The 4,260-nt window shown below is 45.2% G+C and carries 2 protein-coding genes and 4 pseudogenes; 4 read left to right on the top strand and 2 right to left on the bottom strand.

Features of this window, described 5'->3' with window-relative positions:
• Positions 1–120 (top strand): annotated as a pseudogene (locus AC2VE5_RS24385) (IS1 family transposase); the annotation flags it as partial.
• An 8-nt stretch (positions 121–128) separates the two neighbouring features.
• Here AC2VE5_RS24385 and AC2VE5_RS24380 read toward each other — a convergent pair.
• Both AC2VE5_RS24380 and AC2VE5_RS24375 read right to left on the bottom strand, forming a co-directional pair.
• Positions 129–419, bottom strand: a pseudogene (locus AC2VE5_RS24380) (hypothetical protein); the annotation flags it as partial.
• A 93-nt stretch (positions 420–512) separates the two neighbouring features.
• Positions 513–1,034: pseudogene (locus AC2VE5_RS24375) on the bottom strand (DUF4158 domain-containing protein); the annotation flags it as partial.
• A 184-nt stretch (positions 1,035–1,218) separates the two neighbouring features.
• Here AC2VE5_RS24375 and AC2VE5_RS24370 point away from each other — a divergent pair.
• The 3 genes and pseudogenes from AC2VE5_RS24370 to AC2VE5_RS24360 all read left to right on the top strand — a co-directional run bounded on the left by AC2VE5_RS24370 (position 1,219) and on the right by AC2VE5_RS24360 (position 3,815).
• Complete coding sequence (locus tag AC2VE5_RS24370) at positions 1,219–1,533, top strand: tyrosine-type recombinase/integrase (protein WP_486890206.1); 315 nt, start codon at positions 1,219–1,221, stop codon at positions 1,531–1,533.
• A gap of 100 nt (positions 1,534–1,633) precedes the next feature.
• Positions 1,634–1,906: pseudogene (locus AC2VE5_RS24365) on the top strand (tyrosine-type recombinase/integrase); the annotation flags it as partial.
• A gap of 559 nt (positions 1,907–2,465) precedes the next feature.
• A complete protein-coding gene (locus AC2VE5_RS24360) occupies positions 2,466–3,815 on the top strand; it encodes a vanadium-dependent haloperoxidase (protein ID WP_486890205.1) in 1,350 nt (449 codons plus the stop codon).
• The last annotated feature ends 445 nt before the right edge of the window (positions 3,816–4,260 follow it).

The raw sequence follows: 4,260 nt of genomic DNA, 5'->3' as shown, positions 1-4,260 counted from the left end.
ATGCGTCAACGTATTGCTCGATTGGTCAGAAAGACGCTTTCGTTTTCTAAGAAATTAGAGAATCATATTGGTGCTATTTGGCTTTTTATCCACCATTACAATAAATCCTTACATGTTTAGCACTACCGAATTTGGATAAGTAATTCGACTAAATTATCTGTGACCTCAAGACTTCTCTGCCAACAAAAAGCTGTAAACAACGTGTAACGAATAGCTTCTGGATGGCGGCGTAAGTCACGAGGATGTTCAACCGCCGCTCTATTTTTATATACTTGAAGAACCTTGGTAGGAATTTGTTTAAATAAATCTGGCGGTAGACCTAGCTGCCGGAAATTATCTAATTTAGCAATCTCTTTTTGAAAGCTTTCTATGCCAATTCTACCAGGGTCGGTTTTCAATTCAGCCCATGTCGTTTCAGTTTTTTCTATAAATTCATTAGTAGACTCACTCGGCATATCATCTAGTAACAAAAATGAATCTGCTAAATTTAACAATTTGTCAATCGCCTCTTTAGATTGACTAGATAGTTGTTGACTAATCTGATTAAAAAAATTATCTTCAAAACTATGAAGGGCAGAACGGATAATTCGTTCTAATCTTAAAAACGTTGGCGGTTCGATTTTGAGTTCGCGTAAATGAGTTAATGCCGCTAATTCTAATTTCTCAAACTTCAACTCGTAAATTAGTGCCTGCTCAGTTAGCCAATTAACTAATTCTTCTGTATCGTAGCTCTGTGCTTCTCGAAATCCAAAAAACTCTCGGATTTGGGCGCGGTGATATTTAATGGAGCGCCCTTGCCAATTGTAAGAGTGATATTTTTCACTTTTGATATCTAAAAGCTTTGCTACATAATTAACAACGTCCGCAGGAATTTCTGAGGAATTCTCTGGAAATCTAGCTTCTAGTTGGAAGAATTTGAGTAGTAGAGCAAACCCCAAAGTATTCTGGTCATTTTTCTGAGTTAATTGCTCTAATTCCTTTGGCAGCAACGTCCAATGCTCTACTAATTCTTCTAAACGCCAGGTTTTCTTCATCAAGCCCACTTCTCAACCGCAAAGTATTATATCTCCGCGCGTGATGACCTTTTACTTTTCCTTTAAAACATCCCCAATAACACTTATTTATGGGCAAGTTAGCGATAATAAACTGCTGTAAGATGTAATCAAACGGTACTCAAGCCGAGAGTGCTAAATTATCATTTATGGGCAAGTTTGAATCATGACTAGGACTGCCCCACCACTGAAGCTCACAAATCTAGAACAGCGCACTCGCGAACATCTGCTTCCGGGTGAGGTCGAAGCAATGCTTAAGGCGGCAAAGGTTGTTGGGCGGCACGGTCATCGAGATCGGACTCTAATTCTGTTGGCTTATCGTCACGGTCTACGGATCTCAGAACTGGTAGCGCTACGATGGTCACAGGTAGATTTCAGTGGCGGTACAATTTATATTAATCGGCTGAAGCACGGCATCAGTGCTACACACCCACTACGCGGAACTGAACTTCGGGCGTTGCGACAATTGCAACGGGAGTAAGTAGATAGGTCAAATTAAATATAAGATGACATCGCTTGAAAGCTTTACGCAGTTACATCTCTTCTGAAACTTATCTTCAGTTTAATTACGCTTACCTACTTATCCTGATTCTCCTTATTTGTTTATGTCTGAGCGTGGAGCGGCAATGGCAGCGGCTACCGCTAGGGGTATTATTGAGCGAGCAGGTGTCAAGGCTGGCTTGCCAATTTCTGTGCATCCGCATATGTTACGCCATGCTTGCGGTTTCTATTTGGCAGCTAAGGGGCATGATACACGAGCGATTCAGGCTTATTTAGGACATAAAAACATTCAGCATACGGTTCGCTATACCGAGTTAGCTCCAGGGCGCTTTAGAGATTTCTGGACGGACTGAGTGAGATTTCATCCCCAAAAGACCTACACCACTGGCTTCCTTGTTAGAGCCTATGCCCAGCCTTACTTTTAGCCGATCTTGCCCCTGGTGACAGCTTCGCTATATCTACCCCTTAATGTCTTGGGGCGTAACTTAGTGAAATGGAATATAGATCAAATTCTCAAGTGCCAAGAAGATAAGAATCACAAATGCACTCTCTGGCTTGTGCTGCCGCCAGAGCGAAGGAAGTAGTTGTCAAAAGGGCGCGTTGAGAATAAGTCCTGTCATGCAATTTTTGACTATCTAGCACTCAAGGCAGCATTAAGGTTCTGGTAGCAATGGAACAGCCAGGGAAGTTAAGCTGTGCAAAGCTTTTTCTGGATGAAGCCTTTGAAAAATTCCACAAAAAAGCCCTAACGTGTAATGCTGCACCATGGCTTATCTGCAAAGTCAATTTGTGAAGTTTGTTTACAGAAATTACCAGTTTTTGGAAAAAGAAAGGCGTAGCCTTGATTAATGTCTTAAAGCTCAAGATCAACGGTTTTGTGGTTTGCATACACGCCCTAATGAGTTTCGAGACATGGATAGCGTTTTATTCTGGAATGAAGTGGCACTTCAAGCGGTTGCCAACGACCACTCCGGTTCCCCTCCGCCCGGAGAACAGGGTGGCCCGACCTTCACCACACGTGCATTAGCAATTGTTCACGCGGCGATCTACGACACGAGTAACTCGTTTGCCCGCACTTACAAGCCGTATCACATGATTGAGGAGCCCCCGAAAGGTGGTTCTGTAGAATCTGCTATTACGGGAGCGGCAATGGAAACACTGATGGCACTTTACTCCAAACAGTCCGATTTCCTTAATGAATCCCTTGAGAAGTTCAAGCAGCAGGTGGGAAGTATTGACCAGCCCAGCTTTGATCTCGGTCAAACGATCGGTCGTGCTATCTTCGAGTCTCGGCGAGATGACGGTTCGGCTGAAAATCGACCACCAAGCGGCGAAGGTGGTGGTGAAAGTGCCCTCTTAAACACAGTTACTGCATCTACTGATGGTTCCAAGGTAGCCCCAGGGATGCACGTTGCCGATCCGTTGAACCCAAAGCAAGAACTTTATGCTCCGACATGGGGCAATGTTTGCCCTTTCGTTATCCAGAACATTCGCGATTTTCGCGCCCCAGGTTATCCAGCGCTGGATTCCCAAGAGTATCGAGATGCCTTCGATGAAGTGAAGAGCAAGGGAGCTATTCAGGGGACGGTGCGCTCCTTAGAAGAGACCAATATAGGTCTGTTCTGGGCTTATGACGGTGCAAACCTGATCGGCACGCCTCCTCGCCTCTACAACCAAGTCGCAAGAGCAATTGCAGGGAGCCAAGGCTTTTCCCAGGAAGAGAACGCCCGCTATTTTGCTCTAATCAACTTGGCGATGGCAGATGCTGGCATTCAATGCTGGGACACCAAATATTTCTATAACCTTTGGCGTCCTATTGTTGGTATCCGCAACGAACCGGACGCTCAACGCAGAATTCCAAAGTGGCAGCCACTTGGCTCTCCCCGATCCAATAATCCGCCAGGCAGCCCAACACGTGGCCTCGATTTTACCCCGCCATTTCCGGCATATACATCTGGTCACGCAACGTTCGGAGCGGCATCAATGATAGTCATGAAACTCTTCCTTGAGGAGACCGGGCGTAATCCCGATGTAGTAATTGAGGATTTCGTCTCAGACGAATTGAACGGTGAAACTACCGACACCAACGGAGACCCGCGTCCAAGAGTTCCTATGACCTTTACCCTCGATAAAGCTATTAAAGATAACCTTGAAAGCCGCGTCTTCCTGGGTGTTCACTGGCGGTTCGACGGCACCGTGGGAGCACAGTCTGGGGAGCAAATCGCTCAAGAAGTGTTCAGGATAGTAGCGACTCCTGCTTAACCACAACCTTGTAACCATATTTAAGTGACACGTGTCGATAGCCAAACCTATCGGCACGGTGCGACCAAAGCATCGCCGCGAGTTTGAGGACGGATTGTGGCAGATGATTATTGAAAATGGGTTTAGTCGCGTTCTCCTTGGAGTCCATTGGGTCTTTGATGCTTTCAGGGTCAAAAACAATGGCAGACCTAATCTCTCGAAAAGTGTTGGAGGAGTACCACTTGGCATTAAAATCGCGGAAGATATTTTCAGTAACGGATTGAAGAAGTCAACGGTAGGGCCACGAACATAACTCAGCAATTGACTAATAGGGGGTTCAGCCGAGATAAGTGTAAGTGCGATTCGTTCTGGAGAAACCCAGTTTATGGGGGGATTCCAGGCTTTAGTAGAGTAACCTTTATTAGGCTAAGTTCGCACTTTAAATCCTCTACTGATGACAACTTGA

Source organism: Aliterella sp. E5.1 (assembly GCF_057473825.1).
Note: the sequence above shows the minus strand (reverse complement) of the source record. Positions and strands in the feature narration are given on the sequence as shown.